This window comes from Brevibacterium ammoniilyticum (genome assembly GCF_038429965.1).
Taxonomy (GTDB): domain Bacteria; phylum Actinomycetota; class Actinomycetes; order Actinomycetales; family Brevibacteriaceae; genus Brevibacterium; species Brevibacterium ammoniilyticum.
Window position 1 is genome coordinate 283,969 of sequence record NZ_BAABNP010000004.1, and the last position, 18,237, is coordinate 302,205.

22 protein-coding genes and 1 tRNA gene are annotated in these 18,237 nt (G+C 68.5%); 14 read left to right on the forward strand and 9 right to left on the reverse strand.

Annotated features, from left to right (window positions below; genetic code table 11):
• The 4 genes from AAHA49_RS06945 to AAHA49_RS06960 all read left to right on the forward strand — a co-directional run bounded on the left by AAHA49_RS06945 (nt 1) and on the right by AAHA49_RS06960 (nt 2,889).
• Nucleotides 1-1,755, forward strand: coding sequence for an acetyl/propionyl/methylcrotonyl-CoA carboxylase subunit alpha (locus AAHA49_RS06945; RefSeq protein WP_342037745.1), 1,755 nt, complete (start codon nt 1-3; stop codon nt 1,753-1,755).
• Nucleotides 1,756-1,830: 75 nt separating this feature from the next.
• On the forward strand, nt 1,831-2,304 hold the full coding sequence (bcp, locus tag AAHA49_RS06950) for a thioredoxin-dependent thiol peroxidase (RefSeq protein ID WP_342037746.1): 474 nt from the start codon (nt 1,831-1,833) through the stop codon (nt 2,302-2,304).
• 83 nt (nt 2,305-2,387) lie between these two features.
• Nucleotides 2,388-2,469, forward strand: a tRNA-Leu gene (locus AAHA49_RS06955).
• 135 nt (nt 2,470-2,604) lie between these two features.
• Nucleotides 2,605-2,889 carry a ribbon-helix-helix domain-containing protein gene (locus AAHA49_RS06960; protein WP_342037747.1) on the forward strand — a complete coding sequence of 95 codons (285 nt, stop codon included), beginning with the start codon at nt 2,605-2,607 and terminating at the stop codon, nt 2,887-2,889.
• A gap of 56 nt (nt 2,890-2,945) precedes the next feature.
• Here AAHA49_RS06960 and AAHA49_RS06965 read toward each other — a convergent pair whose 3' ends face one another.
• The gene (locus AAHA49_RS06965; RefSeq protein WP_342037748.1) at nt 2,946-3,644 is read right to left on the reverse strand and encodes a helix-turn-helix transcriptional regulator; all 699 of its coding nucleotides are present in this window, start codon (nt 3,642-3,644) and stop codon (nt 2,946-2,948) included.
• 49 nt (nt 3,645-3,693) lie between these two features.
• On the opposite strand from AAHA49_RS06965, the gene AAHA49_RS06970 reads away from it, so the two are divergent.
• The 5 genes from AAHA49_RS06970 (at nt 3,694) to AAHA49_RS06990 (ending at nt 6,063) form a co-directional block, all read left to right on the forward strand.
• Nucleotides 3,694-4,395, forward strand: coding sequence for an alpha/beta fold hydrolase (locus tag AAHA49_RS06970; RefSeq protein ID WP_342037749.1), 702 nt, complete (start codon nt 3,694-3,696; stop codon nt 4,393-4,395).
• Between the two features lie 140 nt (nt 4,396-4,535).
• The gene (locus AAHA49_RS06975; RefSeq protein WP_342037750.1) at nt 4,536-4,868 is read left to right on the forward strand and encodes an ArsR/SmtB family transcription factor; all 333 of its coding nucleotides are present in this window, start codon (nt 4,536-4,538) and stop codon (nt 4,866-4,868) included.
• Nucleotides 4,861-5,304: an SRPBCC family protein gene (locus AAHA49_RS06980; protein WP_342037751.1), complete on the forward strand. Its 444-nt coding sequence runs from the start codon at nt 4,861-4,863 to the stop codon at nt 5,302-5,304. The genes AAHA49_RS06975 and AAHA49_RS06980 overlap by 8 nt, the downstream gene beginning before the upstream one ends.
• Nucleotides 5,305-5,350: 46 nt before the next feature.
• Nucleotides 5,351-5,707 carry a nuclear transport factor 2 family protein gene (locus AAHA49_RS06985; protein ID WP_342037752.1) on the forward strand — a complete coding sequence of 119 codons (357 nt, stop codon included), beginning with the start codon at nt 5,351-5,353 and terminating at the stop codon, nt 5,705-5,707.
• A 5-nt stretch (nt 5,708-5,712) separates the two neighbouring features.
• Nucleotides 5,713-6,063, forward strand: coding sequence for a TfoX/Sxy family protein (locus tag AAHA49_RS06990; RefSeq protein WP_342037753.1), 351 nt, complete (start codon nt 5,713-5,715; stop codon nt 6,061-6,063).
• Here the strand turns inward: AAHA49_RS06990 and AAHA49_RS06995 are convergent.
• Complete coding sequence (locus AAHA49_RS06995) at nt 6,044-7,033, reverse strand: SRPBCC family protein (protein ID WP_342037754.1); 990 nt, start codon at nt 7,031-7,033, stop codon at nt 6,044-6,046. The genes AAHA49_RS06990 and AAHA49_RS06995 overlap by 20 nt on opposite strands.
• Nucleotides 7,030-7,275: a helix-turn-helix domain-containing protein gene (locus AAHA49_RS07000; RefSeq protein ID WP_342037755.1), complete on the reverse strand. Its 246-nt coding sequence runs from the start codon at nt 7,273-7,275 to the stop codon at nt 7,030-7,032. The genes AAHA49_RS06995 and AAHA49_RS07000 overlap by 4 nt, the downstream gene beginning before the upstream one ends.
• A 132-nt stretch (nt 7,276-7,407) precedes the next feature.
• On the opposite strand from AAHA49_RS07000, the gene AAHA49_RS07005 reads away from it, so the two are divergent.
• Nucleotides 7,408-7,872, forward strand: a complete 465-nt coding sequence (locus tag AAHA49_RS07005; RefSeq protein ID WP_342037756.1) for a GNAT family N-acetyltransferase — start codon at nt 7,408-7,410, stop codon at nt 7,870-7,872.
• Here the strand turns inward: AAHA49_RS07005 and AAHA49_RS07010 are convergent.
• Nucleotides 7,845-8,318 (reverse strand): ASCH domain-containing protein, encoded by a 474-nt coding sequence (locus tag AAHA49_RS07010; protein WP_342037757.1) that lies wholly within the window; start codon nt 8,316-8,318, stop codon nt 7,845-7,847. The two genes, AAHA49_RS07005 and AAHA49_RS07010, sit on opposite strands and share 28 nt — an antisense overlap.
• A 31-nt stretch (nt 8,319-8,349) precedes the next feature.
• Here AAHA49_RS07010 and AAHA49_RS07015 point away from each other — a divergent pair, with 31 nt between their 5' ends.
• Complete coding sequence (locus AAHA49_RS07015; RefSeq protein ID WP_342037758.1) at nt 8,350-9,054, forward strand: hypothetical protein; 705 nt, start codon at nt 8,350-8,352, stop codon at nt 9,052-9,054.
• 61 nt (nt 9,055-9,115) lie between these two features.
• On the opposite strand, the gene AAHA49_RS07020 is transcribed toward AAHA49_RS07015, so the two are convergent.
• Nucleotides 9,116-9,745: a TetR/AcrR family transcriptional regulator gene (locus AAHA49_RS07020; RefSeq protein ID WP_342037772.1), complete on the reverse strand. Its 630-nt coding sequence runs from the start codon at nt 9,743-9,745 to the stop codon at nt 9,116-9,118.
• Between the two features lie 92 nt (nt 9,746-9,837).
• Here AAHA49_RS07020 and AAHA49_RS07025 point away from each other — a divergent pair, with 92 nt between their 5' ends.
• Both AAHA49_RS07025 and AAHA49_RS07030 read left to right on the forward strand, forming a co-directional pair.
• Nucleotides 9,838-11,550, forward strand: a complete 1,713-nt coding sequence (locus tag AAHA49_RS07025; protein WP_342037759.1) for an amidohydrolase — start codon at nt 9,838-9,840, stop codon at nt 11,548-11,550.
• Between the two features lie 19 nt (nt 11,551-11,569).
• A complete protein-coding gene (locus AAHA49_RS07030) occupies nt 11,570-12,925 on the forward strand; it encodes an APC family permease (protein ID WP_342037760.1) in 1,356 nt (451 codons plus the stop codon).
• 42 nt (nt 12,926-12,967) lie between these two features.
• Here the strand turns inward: AAHA49_RS07030 and AAHA49_RS07035 are convergent, their stop codons facing one another.
• Both AAHA49_RS07035 and AAHA49_RS07040 read right to left on the reverse strand, forming a co-directional pair.
• Nucleotides 12,968-13,540: a hypothetical protein gene (locus AAHA49_RS07035; RefSeq protein ID WP_342037761.1), complete on the reverse strand. Its 573-nt coding sequence runs from the start codon at nt 13,538-13,540 to the stop codon at nt 12,968-12,970.
• 43 nt (nt 13,541-13,583) lie between these two features.
• Nucleotides 13,584-14,912: a class I SAM-dependent methyltransferase gene (locus tag AAHA49_RS07040; RefSeq protein WP_342037762.1), complete on the reverse strand. Its 1,329-nt coding sequence runs from the start codon at nt 14,910-14,912 to the stop codon at nt 13,584-13,586.
• Nucleotides 14,913-15,088: 176 nt separating this feature from the next.
• Here AAHA49_RS07040 and AAHA49_RS07045 point away from each other — a divergent pair, with 176 nt between their 5' ends.
• Entirely contained in the window at nt 15,089-15,490 is a 402-nt protein-coding gene (locus AAHA49_RS07045) for a universal stress protein (RefSeq protein ID WP_342037763.1), read from the forward strand.
• A 113-nt stretch (nt 15,491-15,603) separates the two neighbouring features.
• On the opposite strand, the gene AAHA49_RS07050 is transcribed toward AAHA49_RS07045, so the two are convergent.
• Nucleotides 15,604-16,761 carry a threonine aldolase family protein gene (locus AAHA49_RS07050; RefSeq protein WP_425286503.1) on the reverse strand — a complete coding sequence of 386 codons (1,158 nt, stop codon included), beginning with the start codon at nt 16,759-16,761 and terminating at the stop codon, nt 15,604-15,606.
• A gap of 152 nt (nt 16,762-16,913) precedes the next feature.
• Entirely contained in the window at nt 16,914-18,161 is a 1,248-nt protein-coding gene (locus AAHA49_RS07055; RefSeq protein ID WP_342037764.1) for a collagen binding domain-containing protein, read from the reverse strand.
• Between the last annotated feature and the right edge of the window lie 76 nt (nt 18,162-18,237).

The following is an 18,237-nucleotide window of genomic DNA, read 5'->3' on the forward strand; positions in this document are numbered from 1 at the left end:
ATGTCGAGAATCCTCATCGCCAATCGCGGCGAGATCGCCGTGCGCGTCATCCGCGCCTGCGCCCAGAACGGGCACACCTCCGTCGCCGTCTACGCCGATCAGGACGCCACGGCCCTCCACGCGCAGCTCGCCGACATCGCGATCGCCCTGCCCGGGACGACTGCCGCGCAGACGTACCTCAACATCGAGGCGATCGTCGCCGCAGCGAAGACCGCCGGGGCCGATGCCGTCCACCCCGGCTACGGGTTCCTCTCGGAGAACGCGGACTTCGCCGCCGCCGTCGAGGACGCCGGGCTGATCTTCATCGGCCCGACACCGGAGTCGATCACGACGCTCGGCGACAAGGTCACCGCCCGGCAGCTCGCCGTGAGCGTCGGGGCGCCGCTCGCACCGGGCATCGACCGGCCGCTCAAGGACGCCGCCGAAGTCGAGGACTTCGCCCGCGAACACGGTCTGCCGATCATCATCAAGGCCGCACACGGCGGCGGCGGACGCGGCATGAAGATCGTCCGGGACCTCGCCGAGGTGGCCGGGGCCTTCGAATCGGCGACCCGTGAGGCGATCGAGGCCTTCGGTCGTCCCGAATGCTTCGTCGAGAAGTTCCTCGAACACCCCCGCCACGTCGAGGTCCAGGTCGTCGGGGACGGACAGGGCCGGGTCGTCGCGGTCGGTGACCGTGACTGCTCCGCGCAGCGCCGGAATCAGAAGCTCGTCGAAGAGGCGCCTGCCCCGAATCTCACCGCTGACCAGCGCGAACGCCTGCAGAGGTCGGCGGAGGCCATCTGCGCCGAGGTGGACTACCGAGGAGCCGGCACCGTCGAGTTCCTCCTCGCCGCCGACGGGACGATGACGTTCCTCGAGGTCAACACGCGGCTCCAGGTCGAACATCCCGTCACCGAGGCGGTCACCGGAGTCGACCTCGTCACCGAGCAGTTCCGCATCGCCTTCGGCGAGGGGCTGTCCCTGTCGGCGACGCCTGAGGTGCGCGGGCATGCGATCGAACTGCGCATCAACGCCGAGGATCCCGGTCGCGGCTTCCTCCCGACTCCCGGTCGCATCGAGGCGCTCACGGTGCCCGGTGGGCCGGGGGTGCGCTGGGATTCGGGTGTGCGCGCGGGAGACACGGTGCAGCCGGCCTTCGATTCGCTCTTCGCCAAGCTCATCGTCCACGGCCCCGACCGGGCCACCGCGATCGCGCGGACGATCACCGCGGCCTCTGAACTCGAGGTGGCGGGACCCGCGACGGTGCTGCCGGCGTCCTTGGCGATCCTCCGCCATCCGGCGTTCGCCGGTGAGGTCATCGGCATCGACACGCAGTGGATCGAATCGGAGCTGCTGCCCGAGTTCGCTCCCCAGGACCGGCCCGCCCCTGCCGCGGCAGAGGGTCTGACGCGGCTCGAGATCGAGATCGACGGCCGGATGACGACGATCGGTCTGCCGGATGCGCTGCTCACGGCACTCGGGTCGGCCGGTGGAGGTGCCGTTGCCGGTGGGGGTGCCGCGGGGTCGAATGGTGCGGATGACCCCGACGGGTCGGCCGATGGGTCGACCGCGGTGAGTGCGCCGGTGCCGGGCAGCCTCGTCGACTTCCTCGTCGACGACGGCGCCGAGGTGGCTGAAGGTGACGAGGTCGCTGTGCTCTCGGCGATGAAGATGGAGACCCGGGTGAGCGCGCCTGCCGCCGGGACCCTTAAGCATGTGGCGTCGGTCGGCGACGTCGTCTCCGTCGGTGAGGCGATCGCGCGGATCCGGTGACATCGGATGAGCCGTGTCCGTCCCGACAGATAGAGTGGACGGTGACCACGGACCGTTTCACGAAGAGGAGACCTCATGCCACGTCTGTCAGTCGGCGACATCGCCCCGGATTTCACGCTCGTCGATCAGGACGGGAAGTCCGTGAGCCTCAGCGACTTCGCGGGCAAGCGCGTCGTCGTCTACTTCTACCCTGCCGCGATGACCCCGGGGTGCACGACGGAGGCCTGTGATTTCCGGGATTCGCTCTCAGCACTCTCGGCTGCCGGTCTCGTCGTCCTCGGCGTCTCCCCCGATTCGCCGGAGAAGCTGAAGAAGTTCGCGGAGAAGGAAGGACTGACCTTCGAGCTGCTCTCCGATCCGGACAAGGCGATGATGGACGAGTGGGGTGCGTTCGGGGAGAAGAAGAACTACGGCAAGGTCGTCCAGGGCGTCATCCGCTCGACCGTCGTCGTCGACGCCGAGGGCAAGGTGGAGCTCGCGCAGTACAACGTCAAGGCCACCGGACACGTCGCCCGCCTGCGCAAAGCGCTCGGCATCGACGCCGCCTGAGCGCGTTCGCCGCCTGACCGCGTTCGCCGCTTGCCTGCGCGTTCCGTCCGTCTCGTGTGCCCTGCTAGGCTTGATGCGGCCACGCGCGAGTGGCGGAATTGGTAGACGCGCTGGATTTAGGTTCCAGTGTCTTCGGACGTAGGGGTTCAAGTCCCCTCTCGCGTACGCATGTGATGTGCCGCGACATCGACCGGTGTCGCGGCACTTCCGCGTCTGCGGCGGTACACGGTCCCACAGTGAGTCTTCGTCAACTGAGCTCAGCGGAGTAGGTTTGAGTCCTACCGAACGTGAGGTTTCAGCATGCGCACGACCAAGCAGCTCAGCATCACTCTTCCGACCGCAATGGCTGACGCGTTGAGGGAACGGGTGGCTTCCGGCGCATACGCGAGCGAGAGCGAAGTCGTCCGAGACGGACTGCGAGCACTCTTCTCACAGGAGGACGCGGTCGAACGGTGGCTCAGGGACGAGGTGGTCGCCGCCTACGATGAGCTCCGATCCGACCCAGACCGGTCTCTCACGGCGAAGGATGTCCGCGCTCGCACCGCCGGACTCGGCAACCAGGATCACGACATTCCCAGCTCATGACCGCAGAGGTCGTGTTCGCCCCACGCGCCGTCGAACAGCTCGCCGACCCCGACTGATCAGCCCTCACCTGTGACCGCTCGCGCTGTCGCCGGTGGGGCACCGACTGCGGCAACGGGGATGTCGGTCGCCGGATCCGCCGTGAGGTGGGCGGTGAGGATCCGGTCGAAGACGAACCAGCGGATGGCCTCCCGTTCACGACTGTGCGCGACGAGAAACCACTGCCCCTGCGTGTGCGCGAGGAAGACCGGATCCACCCGATGTGCCGACTCGCGCCCGTTACCGTCGCGGTAGCGCAGAGACAGCACGCGCCGTTGCTCAAGCGACTGTTCAACGGCCCGCCTCACCTGCGGAGATCCCGGATCGTCGGCTTGATCGATCCAGATCCGCGCGCCGAGGCGGTCCGACCTCTCCCGCGTCGTCCCGTCCATGACCGCCTGAATCTTCGCCAGCGCCGCCCGCGCATCCCCGTCGAAGGGCTGACCCCGGTGCGCGGCGACGGCAGCCGCGAGCCCCGAGGCCTCAGCCTCGGTGAAATTCACCGGCGGCAGAGTCGCTGCGGCGTCGACGACGTACCCGCCGCCGGGGCCCGGCTGCGCCCAGACCGGGAAACCGCCCTGCTGAAGTGAGGAGATGTCGCGTTTGATCGTGCGCACACTCACCCCGAAGATCTCCGACAGCCGCTCCGCCGTCCGACCCACCGAACCTGCCCGGCGAAGCTCCTCGCGCAGCGCGTAGAGACGATCGATACGATTCATTGATAAATAGTGACATACCAGTGACATCGGATTCGGTCATGATGGGTCCATGAATACGAACTCGCAGTCACTTCTCCTTCTCTCCGGCGCCGGACTCCCCTCTTGGATTTGGGATCAGACCCGCGACCACATCGGCGAGGAGGTGACCACCACGGTCGCTCCCCGCCCGACCTCGGAATCCGCACGTCTGCGCGACTACGCCGAGGCGGCGATCGCCGCGATGCCGACCGACCAGGTCGTCCTCGTCGGACACTCCGCCGGCGGCGTCGTCGCCTCGGACATCGCCCGGCTGGCCCCTGAGCGGGTCGCGGGCTTCCTCGCCGTGAGCGCGATCGTGCCGCCGGCCGGAGGGTCGTTCGTCTCCGCGATGCCGGTGCCCAATCGTTGGGTGCTCAGCGCAGCGATGAAGTTCGCCGGGACCAAGCCACCCGAGTCGGCGATCCGCAAGAACCTCGCCAGCGGCCTCGACGGGCAGGTCGTCGACCGTCTCATCAGCGACTTCACCCCCGAACCGCAGGCCTACTACCGCGACCGCCTCAGCCAGGGCACGTGGGACGGACCGCGCGGCTACGTCAGCTCGACCGCTGATCGCGAACTGCCGCCTGCGCTCCAGAAGCGCTTCGCCGCGAACCTCGGCGCAACATGGCAGCGCGAACTCACCACCGGGCATCTGCCGATGCTCGAAGACCCGGCAGGGTTGGCAGACACGATCACCGCGTTCGTCGACGAGATGGCCGTCGCCGCGGACTGAGCCCGCGGCCGACGACGTCGGGGCGCCCACCCCATGCTCCAACTTTTCCACTCATATTCATGAGTACAAATAGATATTTGTGTTAGAGTGAGGTCACCGCACACCCCGACGACGAGGATCGCGATGAACCGAGCAACGCCATGAACGCCGAGGCCGCACCCGAGCTCGACCGAGCCCTGCGCGCCCTCGCCGATGGGAACCGGCGAGCGATCCTCGCCGCGATCCGCACCTCCCCGAAACCGGTGGGAACGATCGCCGAGGAGGTCGGCCTGTCCCAGCAGACGACCTCGCACCACCTCGGCGTGCTGCGCAAGGCGGGGCTGAGCGTCGGCACTCGGGAGGGCACCAGGCACCTCTTCGCCGTCGACACCGATGGACTCGCCGCGGTCCGGGAGTACCTCGACGATTTCTGGCCCTCCAAGCTCTCGGCCCTCAAGGCCGCCGTCGAAGCCGGGGAGGCAGGCCGTGGCTGAGTACACCGACTCGATCGACATCGCCGCCCCACCCGAATCGGTCTTCGCCTACCTGACGACGGATGCCGGGATGACCGCATGGATGGGCGAGTTCGCCGACCTCGACCCGGTGCCCGGCGGTCGGTTCTCGGTCGACATCGCCGGCCACCCCGTCCGCGGCGAGTTCCTCCACATCGAATCGCCGAGGCGGGTCGTCGTCTCGTGGGGATTCCCCGGCAGCGACGACCTGCCCGCGGGCGCCTCGACCGTGGAGTTCCGGCTCACCCCGATCGCCTCAGGCACCCGCGTCGACCTCCGCCACTCCGACCTGCCCGACATCGAAGTCCCCGGTCACGCCGCCGGCTGGTCGCACTTCCTTCCCCGCCTCGTCATCGCGGGAGCAGGCGGCGACGCGGGACCCGACGACTGGCGCCCGACGCCCGACCACACGGGCTGAACGACACACACCCAGCCACTGCCACCACAACGAAGAGGAGATTGCCATGGCACAGGACACCGCGCACGAGACTGTGAGGAAGTACCACGACGCCTGGACGAACAACCGCGTCGATGAGGCGATGACCTACGTCGCCGACGACATCACCTGTCGAGCGCCCGGCAACGACATCGAAGGCAAGGAGGCCTACGCCGCGTTCATCGGCGGTTTCGCCCCGATGCTCACCGGCATCGGAGAGATCGCCGAGTTCACCGACGGCAACCAGGTCGCCCTCTTCTACTACCCGCAGACCGCGGCAACGTCGACGACACCGGCAGCCGAGCTCTTCACCGTCCGGGACGGGCTCATCACCGAAACGGTGCTCATGTTCGACCGCCTCTCCTACGGCCCGCCCGAGGCCTGAGAGCGATGACGATGACGCCTGAGCAGTCGGACCTCATTGGTCGCCTCCGCCGTGTCCTCGCCGAGGAGGCTGTGCGGGAGGTCGCGATGTTCGGCGGGCGTTCGTTCATGGTCGACGAGCGGATCGCGGTGAGCGCCCTGAAGTCCGGCGGGCTGCTCGTCCGCGTCGATGCCGACCGTCATGAGGAACTCCTCGACCGGCCCGGCGCCGCACAGGCCGAGATGGGTGCCGGACGCACGATGGGGCCGGGCTGGATCGAGGTCGATGCCGCTAAGATCACCGAGGACGCCGGTTTGAGCATGTGGGTGGACGTGGCGCTCAAGTACAACCGCGCCGTCACCGGAACGCGCGGCTGATCCCGGCGCGCAGCTGCCCCAGCTGGATCCAGATGAGGAAGCGGTTGAGCGGCCGGAGGACCAGTCCAAGGAGGCGACGGACCCGGCTGGTCGAGGTGCGCACCCATGCGTACTCGATGTGCAGCTGCGTGCCCCCGGCCGCCGGCTCTAAGGCGATCGACATGCGTCGGGAGTTGGCTCTCGCAGCATCGGGGTAGGCGGCCCGCCATTCGATGAGTCGCGGTTCATCGACCTCGGCGACCTCGACTCGCTGGTTGACGAAGCGGGGCTTGACGGTGATCGGCGTGCCGTCGGGCCGGGTCGAACGCGTTCGAGCGGCCCACGACTGACCGGCCGAGGACGCGGCGATGCCATTCTCAACAGAGCCGATGGTCGGATCCCAGTCAGGCAGTCGTGAGGCGTCGGAAAGCAGGCGCCACACGTCGTCGATCGGTGCGGGGACGAATGCCGCGGCTGTGCCTGACAGTGCATCCGCGCTCTTCGAGCCCGAAGGCCGGTCCGACAGACGCTCGACTCTGTCGAGCTCGGCGCGCACAGCCTCGGACGAGGCGCCCAAACGCTTGAGAATGGATTCGATCATGCCGCTCGGTTCGGCGAGGAGTTCGCGGAGCACCGCGGCCGCGTCTCCCCGCTTGCCGGAGCCGTTCGCGTTCTGGAGGACCTTCGCCGCCCGCTCGCCCCACTCGTAGCCGTCTGTCTCGTGGAATACGATGCGTCCGGGACCGGGTGCCTCCGCCTGAATCCCGAGTCCCGCGAGCTGTTCGACGTGCTGAGAGGCGACCGCCTCACGTGCCGCATCGATCGAGATGCCGAGGCTGCGCAACACCTGTCCAGCCGTCTGCTCGCTGACGGTAAGCGCGAGAAACAGATGATCGATGTCGGCCTCGCGCTGACCGACGCGCGAGGCCTCCTCCATCGCGAGGATCGAGAGCGAATACGATGTCGATGCGGAGTCGGTGAACCTGCTCATCGGCTTCTCCTGGGAACGGGGATCGTCGGGTCGATCCTCTTCGCGTACTTCTTGTGGACGGCTTGGCGGGAGACGCCGAGCGCATCGGCGATGGCCTGCCAGCTCATCCCCGCTCTCAGCCCGGCTTCGACCTGGGCGAGCTCGAGGCGTTCGGTGAGCGCCCGCAGCGACGAGATGGCGCGCAGTCCGGCCCTGGGGTCGCTGGTATCGGCAGCGACATCGGCGATCTGTGTCGATTCCATGGTGTCAACATATATTGCTAACACTCCGGCTGTCAATCATTGTTGCTATCTTTTCGCGCTGCGCCGGGCTCCGATCGTCTCGCGCGTGCGTTCGCGCTTCCCGCCGCCTCGGATCGCCCCTACAGTGGCCCTATGAGCGCATCCGATCCCCTCACCGTCCGCCCTGTCGCCGACTTCGACGAGTCCCGCTGGAAGGAGCTCTTCCGCGGGTACCGCGAGTTCTACCACCTGCCGGAGTCCGAGGAGATCGTCGCCCACGTCTGGGGGTGGCTGACCGATCCCGACCATGAGAGCGAAGGCCTCGTCGCCGAGGCGGACGGCCGGATCATCGCGATCGCCGACTACCGTCGCTTCTCCCGTCCCTCGACGGGCACCGTCGGCATCTGGCTCGATGACCTCTTTACCGACCCCGAATCGCGCGGGACCGGGGCGGGCCGGGCGCTCATCGCCCGCCTGCAGCAGATCGCCGCCGATGAGGGCCGATCCGTCGTCCGTTGGATCACCGCCGACGACAACACGCAGGCGCAGTTCCTCTACGACCGCATGGCGACGAAGACGAACTGGCTCACCTACGACGCGGCCCCCGCAGAAGGATAGACCAGCCGGAATCGCTCGCACACGACCGGCATATCCGGGCGGAAGCCCACCGCGTTCTCACTGTGACTGCGCCAGAAGCGCTCGTGGGATTCACGCCAGAAATCCAGCGATCGGTCGCCCTCGCCTTCATCCCACGCATGCTCAGCGCTCACCTCAGCGAAGGGCACGATGTCGACTGCGATCGTGACGATGACGGCACTCGGTCGATCCTCGCCGTCGAGGACGATGCCCACCTCTCCGATCGCTGGCACCGATTCGCCCGCGGACTCGTGATCCCACAGCGCGGATGCAGTCGCAGTCTTCGTGCCGTCGAGGACCAATGCGAGCAGCTCATCGGCCTGTTCGACGGTGGCGCCGAACGCCCATGCCTCGGGGAGCGTCTCGGGCAGGGTCGGCTCGGCAGCCCTCGCCGCGGCCCAGAAATCGGCAAGCCTCGTGTCGTCCATGGGGCGACCCTACCCCGGTAATGTAACTCCCATGCTCGAGTCAGATCTGCTGCGCTTCGCCGGAGCCGCCGTCAGCCTCATCGGCCTCGGCATCGTCATGGGCATCAGTCCGACGACGATCGCGGTCTCCCTGCGGGTGCTCACCGACGTTCCCCGCGCCAAACGAGCGATGGGGTTCATGCTCCTCGGACTCGTCATCGGGGCGACCGTGATCATGCTCGCCCTCCAGGTCATCGACCCGCGCACGCTCGAAGCGCTGGTCAGCCGCGATGTCGAGAAGGTCCTCGTCCGCCACAGCGTCGACCTCGCCGCCGGCGCGATCTTCATCATCGCCGGCATCATCATGGCGCTGCGCCTCAGACGTCCGCCGAAACCGAAGAAGCCGCACAAGAAGCCGACCGGCAGTCCCTGGACGATGACGCTCATCGGCCTGTCGAACACCGTCATCAGCTTCAGCGACTTCGCGACGATGTACATCGTCGCCCGCATCCTCCGCGCCGTCAGCGAGGACATCGTCATCCGCGGCGTCTCCTACCTCGTCTTCATCGCCGCGATGATCGCCCCCTATGTGCTCCTCACCTGGGCCTGGAATCGCTTCCCCGGGGTCGCCGAACGCATCTCGTCGTTCTTCTCCCGCCTCGCCGAGGCGAACCTCCGTCCGTGGGCGACCGCCTTCGTCCTGCTCGCCGGGCTCGTCTTCCTCGCGATGGGCATCTGGGGCGAACCCCGCCTCTGAGACCCGATCCCTCCGCACCGCGCCCTCCCCGGCACCACGCTGCGCCGAGGTGTTCGTCGGCTCAGGCCGCCTGCGCCTCGAGCCGTGAGCGCAGCCCGGCGATGAGGGCGGCGAGACCGAGCTCGAACGAGGGTTCCGCCCCGTAGGACTCGGCATTGTGTGCGGCGAGCGCGGCATACACGGCGGGGAACCGCTCGTCCGCGGCCTCCTGGGCGAGGAGATCACCCGGCGCGACGATGTCGAGCGCGGAGCCGAGGACATGCGCCTCGACGGTGCGCACGACGGCGATGACCTCGGACTCCGGCCAGCCGCCTCGGCGCAGGCCCGCGACGACGGCGTCGTACATCGCATACGTCGAGGGGTCGCGGATCGACGTCGTCGCGAGCAGGCGGATGAGGTTCGGATGGGCGGCGAAGGCCCGCAGGTACGACCGCGCCCAGACCTCGAGGGCCGTAGCCCACGGCACCTCCTCGCCCACCTCGGCGGGGGCGAAGGCACTGACGTCGATGCCGGTGACGATCCTGGCGCGCATCGCCTCGATGAGGTCCGCCCGCCCGCTGACGTGGTTGTAGAGCGAGGACACCTGCCGATCGACGCGGTCGGCGAGCGCACGCATCGACAGCGCCTCCGCCCCTTCGGCATCGACGAGGTCGAGAGCCGCACCGACGAGCCTGTCCCGATTGAGCCGCATGAACACCACTTCCCCTGTCTCCGTGAAGAGTGTATCGTGCTGAGGGTCACAAAACGAACAGTGTTCGTACGCAACGACGCGGAAGGATCCTCGTGACGACAACTCTCTTCACCGGCGGCACGATCTGGTGCGGTGCCGACCGGGAACCCAGCGACGCGCTCCTCGTCGTCGACGGAGTCATCGCGGCCGTCGGTGCGACCGACTGCGCCGCCCAACTCGGCGAAGGGCCGGGCGACCCCGGTGCCGGACGCGACACCGTCGACGTGGACACCGACGACGCAGACACCACGGCGAAACCCGGCGCCACCCCCGACGTCGAGCGCGTCGACCTCGCCGGCGGTTTCCTCATGCCCTCCTTCGGCGACGGCCACGCCCACCCGATGTTCGGCGGGCTCGAAGCCGAAGGACCCCAGGTGAGGGCGTGTGCGAGTGTCGAGGAGATCGTCGCCGAGGTGGCCCGCTTCGCCGCCGCCCACCCCGAGACCGAGTGGATCGTCGGCGCCTCGTATGACGGCAGCCTCGTCGAGGGCGGACTCTTCGACGCCCACTGGCTCGACGCGGCGGTGTCCGACCGCCCCGTCGTCCTCCGCGCCTGGGACTACCACACGGTGTGGTGCAACACCCGCGCCCTCGAGGCCGCCGGCGTCACGGCGGACACCCCCGACCCTGAACTCGGCGAGATCCCCCGCCGCGCCGACGGCACCCCGCTGGGCACCCTGCGCGAATGGGGCGCCGTCGACCTCATCGACGCCGTCCGCCCGCCCCAGTCCGAGGCCGAACGCCTGCGCAGCATCGACCGCGCCGCCCGCTACTACCTCGAGCGCGGAGTCACCTGGGTCCAGGACGCGTGGGTCGAACCCGGCGACGTCGACACCTACCTCACAGCCGCAGGGAACGGCCTCGACATCCGCCTCAACCTCGCCCTCTACGCCGACCCCCGGCACTTCGCCGACCAGCTGCCGATGATGATCGAGTCCCGAGAGCGGGTGCGCGCCGCCGCCTCCCCCATGCTCACCGCGGAGACCGTGAAATTCTTCGCCGACGGCGTCGTCGAGAACGAGACCGGTGCGCTGCTCGAACCCTACTGCTCGTCCCTGCACAACCACGGTCTGCGCGTATGGGAGGGCGACTCCCTCGCCGAGGCGGTCACCGCCGTCGACGCCGCCGGCTTCCAGATCCACATCCACGCGATCGGCGACGCCGCGGTCCGACAGGCCCTCGACGCCATCGAGTCGGCCATCGCAGCCAACGGTCCCCGCGACCGCCGACCCGTCATCGCCCACGCCCAACTCGTCGACTCCGGCGACCTCCGCCGGTTCGCCGAGCTCGGAGTGATCGCGAACATGCAGCCCCTGTGGGCCCAACTCGATGCGCTCATGACCGTCCTCACGGTCCCCCGCCTCGGCGAGGAACGCGCGGATCGGCAGTATCGGATGCGCACGATCCTCGATTCCGGGGGCAGACTTGCCTTCGGCTCCGACTGGCCCGTCTCCTCGGGCAACCCGCTCGAGGGCCTGGCCATCGCGACGAGCCGCCGGACCGCAGACGGTCAACCCGTGGGCGGGTGGACGCCCGAGGAGATCGTCGACCTCGGCCGTGCCCTCGACGCCTATTCGGCGAGCGTGGCCCACCAGGCCTTCGCCGATTCCGCGACCGCACCGTGGGGCGAGATCCGCCCCGGGGCGAGCGCCGACCTCGTCATCCTCGATGACGACCCCCGCACTCTCACACCTGCCCAGCTCGCGAGCCTGCCCGTGCGCGCCACCTACCTGCGCGGCAGCCTCGCCGCCGCGTGCGACCGATAGACCGATAGGAAGTTCGCCCATGTCCGAGACTCCCGGCACCACCGCACCCACCGAGACAGGCCACCTGCGCCGCGCCCTCGGCGTGCCCTCCCTCGTCTTCTTCGGCCTCGTCTACATGGTCCCGCTCACCGTGTTCACGACCTACGGCATCGTCACCCAGATCACCGGCGGGCGCGTGCCCCTGGCCTATGTCATCACGCTCATCGCCATGGTCTTCACCGCCCGATCGTATGCGAAGATGGCCGCCGTTCTGCCCTTCGCGGGATCGGCGTACACGTACACGCAGAAGACCTTCGGCGCCGGCATCGGGTTCGTCGCCGGCTGGGCGCTGCTGCTCGACTACCTGTTCCTGCCGATGATCAACTACCTCGTCATCGGCATCTATCTGAATGCGGCGCTGCCGATGGTGCCGTCGTGGGTCTTCGTCGTCGCCGCGATCGTCCTCGTCACCGGCCTCAACATCATCGGCATCGTGTCGGTGGCCCGGGCGAACATCGTCATCATCGCCGCCCAGGGCATCTTCATCCTCACCTTCGCCGTCCTCTCCGCAGCCACGATCTCCGGTGCCGGCACCGTCGATCTCGCCGCCCCCTTCACCGGCGACGGTACGACCGAGGGTCTCGGTCCGGTCATGGCCGGTGCCGCGATCCTCTGCCTGTCCTTCCTCGGCTTCGACGCTGTCTCGACACTGTCGGAGGAGGCGAAGGACCCCAAGCGCACGGTCCCGCGGGCGATCGTCATCGCCACCGTCACCGGCGGTCTCATCTACATCCTGCTGTCCTTCATCGCTCAGCTCGTCTTCCCCTCGAACGCGTTCACCGATCCCGAGTCCGGTTCCCTCGATGTCATGGCCGCGGCGGGAGGTCAGTTCCTCACGATCTTCTTCACCGCCGCCTACGTCGCCGGTGCCAGTGGTTCGGCGCTGACCTCGCAGGCCTCGGTCGCGCGCATCCTCTACGCGATGGGCCGCGACGGGGTGCTGCCGCGCGGGTTCTTCGGGCGCCTTTCGAAGCGGTTCCTCACCCCCGTCTTCGCAACCGTGACCGTCGGCGTCATCTCCCTGCTCGCGCTCGCCGTCGATCTCACGTTCATCTCCGAGATGGTCAGCTTCGGTGCGCTCATGGCGTTCTCCGCGGTCAACCTCGCCGTCATCAAGCACTATTTCATCGACGGCAAGCGCCGAGGTGGTGCCGCGGTCCTCAGCTACGTCATCCTCCCCGGCATCGGCTTCGGACTCACCGTATGGCTGTGGACGTCCCTGTCTCCGCGGACCCTCATCATCGGGCTCGTGTGGCTGGCCCTCGGCGTCACCTACCTCGCGTTCGTCACCCGCGGCTTCCGCCGTCCGACCCCGAGCCTCGACCTCAAGGAGTGAGGTCGGCTCGCCGAGGCGGTCGACTTACCCGAGGCGGTCGACTCACCCGAGGATGCTGAGGTCCCCGTTCCAGCGCGGGTAGTCGGCAGGGGCACCGGAGCCGGTGAATTCGATGCTCATCGCCACACTGATGTCGGCTTCCTTGAGGATGCTCAGGGCGGGCAGGTCGCGCAGATAGGCGGCGTTGGCCTCGGCGAGGGGAAGGACCGCCTCGGCGGAATCGAAGGCCCGGCGGAAGTCTGAGTCGTCGAGATCGGATTCGATGGCCCTGACCGCGAGGTCGAGGTGGTCCGGGGCGTTCATGAGCCGCAGCCCCTGGAGCGCGAGCGCCCTGGCCGGACGAGGCACGTGCGTGCGGTACCAGCTGAGGCTGTGCTCGTTCACGGCGGCGGCGTAGAGGTCGACGTAGCTGCTGCGCAACGCGTCCTGGGAGATCCCCGCGGTCGAGTCGACGCGGTCGAGGGCACGGGCGACGATGCCGCGGTTGCAGTCGAGGAGTTCGGCCGCGGTGCCGTCGAGGGCCTCCTGCGTGAGCAGCACCGGGGTGGAGCTGTCCTTCTCACACGAGAGGATGTCGTCGAGCTGGCTGTATTCGATCCGGTCGAAGTCGTTCATGGGCCGAGGGTAGGACAGCGACGTGAACATCAGGTGACACAGGTCACGGTGCCGGGCGGCGGCTCTCGATGACGGTGAACTTCGCGTTCCGCGCGAGCTGTTCGCTCGGCCCGATGATCGACTCGAGCCGGTCCCGATAGCGCAGGTGCGAGTTGAAGACCGTGAGCACCCGTCCGCCCGGGGCCAGGTGGGTCGCAGCCGTGCGCATGAGCCCGGCGGCGGTGTCCGTTTCGATCGCCGTGCCGTGGTGGAAGGGCGGGTTGAGGAGGACGAGGTCGAAGGTCCCGGCGACAGAGGCTGGGTCGGCGGCGGTGCCGTTCGCGGCGTCCGCGGCGGCGTTCGCGGCGTCCGCGGCAGCGTCCACGGGGTCCGCGGCGGCGTCGGCGAGGACGATGTCGACCGTGACGCTGTTGGCCTCGGCGGTCTCCTTCGCCGAGGCGACCGCCGCCCTCGAGATGTCGACGCCGACTCCCCGCTCCGCTCCCGTCACACGCATCGCTGCCGTGAGCAGCCAGCCGTTGCCCGATCCGAGGTCGAGGATCGAGGCGGGACGAGCGAGGGTCGTCGCCGCGCTCGGGGCGGCGAGCACCTCGGCGAGGGAGGCCAGGAGAAGCGTGGACCCGTCGTCGGCTTTGGTTCCGGAGAAGCAGGCGCCGTGGGCGCTGACCGTCAGCGGACCGGTCGCGGGCACGTCGATGACACCGCGGCGAGGAAAGCGGGTGAGCGAGGGCGAGGCGAGGGGGCGGGAGCCGATGATGAGACGGTTCTTGCCGACTCCCGGTGAGACGTCGACGCGGCCGTAGGCGCGCGCGAGCTCCGTGTTCACCGCGCGGCTCATCGCCTCGCTGCGGCCGATGACGATGAGCGTGTCGACGTGCGGGTGGAGGGCGGTGATCGTCTCGGCGAGCGCGTTCGTCGCCTTCGGCGCGTTGACAACCGCCCACACCTCGGGCCGGGACGCGTCAGTGCTCGGATCGCCATCATCCGTCTCGGGCCCGGACGCGGCGGGCATTGGCGTGGGCAGGTCGGCGACCGCCTCGGCGAGGGGAGCCTCCGCTGCCACGATCCGGGCCTCGTCGAGGCGGTCGTTGTACGTGAGCACGGACGCGAGTTCGGTGAGCACCCGAGCCTGGAGGCCGTGGGCGTCGTCGACGACGATGATCGTCTCGGGCCCCTGGGCGGGGGCGGCGAAGGTGCCCTCCGTCGTCCTCCCCGAGACGTCGAGGGCTCCTGCGCGACGGCCGATGACGTAGTCGGCGAGCAGCCTCGCCTGTGCGAGTCCCGGCGCATCGGCCGGCCACGGCATGCGGGCGAGCAGGTCATCACGGCTGCGCAGGGCCGGGGAACCGGGGGCGAGGAGGGAGGCGGGCATCAGCTCAGTCTAGCGGCGACCGCCTCGGCGGGATGGGCCGTGCGGAGGTCCGACCGCCTCGGCGGGGGCGGAGCGCAACCCCGCGGGACCAGGGCGCTGCCCGACGGGACCGGGCACGGCGTGAGATGTGCTACTAATTGAGGGAGCGACGTCCCCCCACGCACCCAGGAGAGACCATGACCATTCTCGTCGGCTATTCCCCCTCGCCCGAAGGCAAGGCCGCGGTCGCATTCGGCATCGAGCAGGCGCGCGCCTTCGATGACACCCTCATCGTCCTCAACGCCGGCATCGGCGAGACCCCCGACGAACGCGGGGTCGCGACGAACACCGACATGGACGAGCTCAAGGAGACCCTGCGCGCCTCGGAGGTCTCCCATGAGATCCTCCAGTTCCTCCGCGGCAACGATCCCGTCGAGGAGCTGCTGGCACTCGCCGAGGCGACCGAGGACACCCGCATGATCGTCATCGGATCCCGCCGCCGCTCCCCTGTCGGCAAGCTCATCATGGGCTCGACCGCCCAGCGGATCATCCTCGAGGCCGACGTCCCCGTCGTCTCGGTCAAGGCCGAACGGAACTGACCGGGCGCCGGGCAGGGCAGCCCGACACACCAGCGCGGTGTCACGACACAAGCGCGGTCTCTGCACCGCGCTTGTGTCGTGTCACCGCGCCGGTGATTCCAAGAGCGTGACGGTCACTCCCCGACGATCGCGGCGATGAGAGCGTCGACGTCGTCGGCGGTCGTGTCGAAGGCACACATGAGGCGGACGATGTCCTGCTCGAGCGGCCAGCTCGCGAACGCGAAGCGCTGGCGGGCCCGGGCGGCGACCTCGGCGGGCATGCGGACGAAGACGACGTTGGCCTCGACCTTCTGGACGAGCTCGAGCCCGGGGACACGGCCGGAGGCGACCACCTCGGCGAGACCGGTCTCGAGATACTGCGCCATCCCATTGGCATGGTCCGCCGAGGTGCGCCACAGGTCACCGTCGTAGAGGGCACCCAGCTGGGCGGAGAGGAAGCGCATCTTCGACGACAGCTGCAGGTTCATCTTCCGCAGGAACCGCATGCCCTGGCCGATCTCGGGATTGAGGACGACGACCGCCTCGGCGCCGAGGAGGCCGTTCTTCGTCCCGCCGAGGGAGAGGATGTCGACGCCCACCGAGGTGGTGATCGCGCCGAGGCTGGTGTCGAGGAAGGCGGCGGCGTTGCCGAGCCGGGAGCCGTCGACGTGGAGGATCATCCCGTTCTCGTGGGCATGGTCGGCGAGGGCACGGATCTCCTCGGGACGGTACGTCGTCCCCCATTCCGTCGCCTGGGAGATGCTCACGGCCAGGGGCTGCGCATTGTGTTCGTTGCCGCGCCCGATCGTTGCGGCCTCGACGATCTCCGGGGTGAGCTTGCCGTCGGCGGTGGGGGCTGCGATGATCTTGAGCCCGCCGACCTTCTCCGGGGCTCCGGTCTCGTCGTAGTTGATGTGGGCGCTCGCGGCGGTGATGACGGCGGCCCACCTCGGCAGCGCCGACTGGAGGGCGAGGACGTTCGCGCCGGTGCCGTTGAAGACGGGGAACGCCTGGGTCGAGGGCCCGAAATGGTCCTCCATGACCTCGTGGAAGCGAGCTGTCCAGGGATCGCCACCATAGCCGGGGGTGTGGCCGACGTTGGCGTCGACGAGTGCCTGCATCACCTCGGGGTGGGCGCCTGCCCAGTTGTCGGAGCCGAAGTTGCGCGGATGGTCAGCCGGGTCGGCGCTCACGCGGCGGGCGGCCCCGCGGGAGGAGGTTGCTTGCGAGGGTTCGGTGGCCGGGTCGGGAATCGGTGCGGTCGTGGCGTCATTGCGAGTCTCGTCATTCACGTCCTCAGCGTATCGCCCAGGGTCGCGCGGACGCGGTCGGGACTGGCCGCCTCGGCGAAGGGATTCTGCGACGACATCGTGCAGATACGCGAAGAGGGAGTGATCGATGATCACTCCCTCTTCGGTGACAGCTTCAGCTGTCAGTCAGAGTCTCAGCTCTCTTCGCTGATCTTCCGGCGACGCACGAGCATGAGCGTCACAGCACCGGCGGCCAGCAGAGCCGCGCCGGCTGCCAGGGTGCCGAGGGTCTCGACACCGGTCCGCGGCAGGTCACCGCCGGGTCCCGGGGTGGTCGGCGTCTCGGACGGCGACGGAGCCGGGGTGGTCGGGGTCTCGCTCGGGGCCGGGGTGGTCGGCGTGTCCGTCGGCGTCTCGGACGGGGTGTCCGTCGGAGCCGGGGTCGTCGGGGTCTCGGTCGGAGTCTCCGTCGGGGTGTCGGTCGGGACCGGGGTGGTCGGGGTTTCGGTCGGGGTGGTGTCCTGGTCACCGTCGCCGGTGCCTCCGCCGCCCTGGCGAACGACCTTGCCCTTCTTGATGACGGTCTCTTCGCCCTCGATCTCGAACTGCGCGGAGTTGGTGTACTCCTCCGACTTGCCGCCGTCGGTGACGGTGGTGCGGTAGATGACGGCGTAGACCCAGCCGGGCTCCGAGGTGAAGCTCACGGTCTTTCCGTCATTGGAGACGGTGTAGAAGTCAGCGGGCTTCGGACCCCAGCCGGTGGGCTGGCCGTTCTCGTTGAACTGGTTCGTTCCCGACAGACGGGTCTCACCCGGGATGATCTCGATGTTGTCGCCGCCGAGGTCGGTGACCGTGACCTTCTCGCCGCCCTTCATGCCGCCGGCAGGCGACTTGATGTTGACGTGCCACTGGATGACGTTGTTCTCGCGGTCGTAGTTGCCCCACTTGTAGGAGTCCTGACCCTTCCACTCGCAGTCGCCGACGCACGGGCCGTCGGGAGGAGTGACGGTGACGGTGTCACTGACGTTGCCGAAGTCGTAGGTGACTTCCTTGGTCTCAGTGGTCTCGGTCTGGACGGAGACCCAGAAGTAGAAGGTGCCCTTGAGGTTGAGCGGGTTCTCCTGCAGGTACTGCGAGTCGAAGTCGCAGAAGATCTGGGTGTTCGTCACGGTGCACTTGCCCATGGACACGCCGTCGGGATCTTTGAGGTCGAACGAGTCGACGCGGCCCTGCAGCTCGGCAGGCAGGTCGACGACGAAGCCCGCGGGGGTCTTCGGGTTGTCAGGGAGGCTCCAGGTGCCGTCGATGCGGGCGACGGAGCCGCTCTTGATGGAATCCTGCTCGAACTTGAGCGAATCGATCGAGGCGTTGGTCTCATACGGTGGTGCAGCATTCGCGGGGATTGCGACCAGGACCGTCGCGACCAGAGCAAACAGGCTCATCGCAGTTGAGGGTGTAGTCGGGGTCTGAATCCGCCGGCCTCGAGTAGAGATCGGGCGATGTAGTGGGTGAGGTTGC